This is a genomic window from Mesorhizobium muleiense, from assembly GCF_900099905.1.
Lineage (GTDB): Bacteria > Pseudomonadota > Alphaproteobacteria > Rhizobiales > Rhizobiaceae > Mesorhizobium > Mesorhizobium muleiense.
Genome location: NZ_FNEE01000053.1, coordinates 1 through 1,954, shown reverse-complemented (window position 1 = coordinate 1,954; position 1,954 = coordinate 1). Strand labels below are relative to the sequence as shown.

The 1,954-nt window shown below is 65.7% G+C and carries 1 protein-coding gene; it reads left to right on the top strand.

Going from position 1 to position 1,954, the window contains the following annotated elements; all coding sequences use genetic code 11:
- Positions 1-620 precede the first annotated feature (620 nt).
- Positions 621-1,880, top strand: a complete 1,260-nt coding sequence (gene ltrA / locus BLT09_RS33295) for a group II intron reverse transcriptase/maturase (RefSeq protein ID WP_236473796.1) — start codon at positions 621-623, stop codon at positions 1,878-1,880.
- The last annotated feature ends 74 nt before the right edge of the window (positions 1,881-1,954 follow it).

Below are 1,954 nucleotides of genomic sequence, written 5' to 3'. Positions count from 1 at the left end.
GGATCCATGCGTGCGCCAGGCATGGCGCGTAGCGCCGTGACTGGCGCTGTTTCGGCCGCTGTGGTGGCGGTCGAGGTGACTTGGAGGTGCAAGTCCTCTGCGGGCCCGGGTGATGGGAACCGCTAGCCGAACAGCAAGGGCGTCGCCGCGAGGCGGGGTCTGAAGGAAGCTGCAAGCAAAGTGCCGGCCTGACGAACAGCAAGCGCATATGAGGCGGCCGCAACCGGGCGAGGGGGCGCATGGACCCGAAGCCCGATATCACCCCGGAGGGTGCGGCCGTAGATGCGACAGGCACATGGCACGAAGGTCACGCGTCTTACCCTGGGAGGCCTGCCGGCCTGCCCCTGGAGACAGGTGTGCTACCGCCGCCGAGAGGCGCCGGGATGGGTCGGCAGGAGTCAGCAGAGGCCGTAGTAGCCGGACCAAACGGCGAAGGGCTGAACATGAAGTGCCGGACGGAGAACGGTCTTTCGATGGTTGGACAAGATGCAGAAAACGGGGCCGAAAACCCCCGTGCCGAAACCTGGAGCAGCGGCCGGAAGCCGCGAGCCCAGGCATCGGTTGCATCGAGCCCCACGGCAGGACTGTCGCCCTCTCGACCGGAGGCAGACGAGCGACTGATGGAGATGATCCTCAGCCGCGAGAACATGATGGCGGCCTACCACCGGGTGGTGAGGAAAAAGGGCGCACCGGGCATCGACGAGATGACGGTGGAACAGCTGAAGCCCCACCTCACGGAGCAGTGGCCGCGCATCAGAGAAGAGCTGCTGGCGGGTCGTTACAGACCGGCGCCGGTGCGCGGGGTGGAAATCCCCAAGCCCGGCGGCAAGGGAATGCGCCAACTGGGCATCCCGACCGTTCTGGACCGGCTCATCCAGCAGGCGATGCATCAGGTGCTGATGCCGATCTTCGATCCGGACTTCTCCGACTCCTCCTACGGCTTTCGGCCGGGGCGGAGCGCCCATGATGCGGTTCGTGCCGCCCGGTCGCATGTGGCCGGCGGCCGCCGCTTCGTGGTCGATCTTGATCTGGAGAAGTTCTTCGACCGGGTGAACCACGATGTGCTGATGGCACGGGTGGCGCGCAAGGTTAAAGACAAGCGGGTGCTGCGGTTGATCCGCCGCTACCTGCAGGCCGGGTTGATGACGGGCGGGGTCGAGACGGCGCGCAGCGAAGGGACGCCGCAAGGCGGGCCGCTCTCGCCGCTGCTGTCGAACATCCTGCTCGACGATCTCGACAAGGAACTGGAGCGGCGTGGTCACGCCTTCTGCCGTTACGCCGACGACTGCAACGTCTATGTGCGGTCGCAGCGTGCCGGCGAGCGCATCATGGCCTCGCTCACCCGGTTCCTGGCCGAGCGGCTGAAGCTCAAGGTCAACGGCGACAAAAGCGCTGTGGACCGACCGTGGAACCGAACGTTCCTTGGCTATACCATGTCCGCCCACAAAGTGCCGCGTCTCTGGATCGAGCACAAAAGCGTGGCGCGGCTGCGGGACAAGCTGAGGGCTTTCTTCCGTGCCGGGCGCGGTCGCGCCCTTGCTGCCACCATCAAGGACCTCACCCCGATCCTGCGCGGCTGGATCGCCTACTTCCGGCTGACCGACGGCAAGGGGGTTCTCGAGGAACTGGATCGCTGGGTACGGCGCAGGTTGCGCTGCATCCTGTGGCGGCAATGGAAACGGCCATGCACCCGGTTCATGCGGCTGATGCAGCGAGGATTGACGGAGCAGCGTGCGCGTGACGGGGCCTCAAACGGCCGCGGCCCGTGGTGGAATGCCGGGGCCAGTCATATGAGCGATGCCTTCCGCAATGCCTTCTTCAACAAGCTCGGGCTGATCTCGCTTCAAAACGAGCTTCGACGCCTAAACCACGCTTCATGAACCGCCGTGTACGGAACCGTACGCACGGTGGTGTGGGAGGGGGGACGCCGCAAGGCTCCCTCCCACCCGATCGT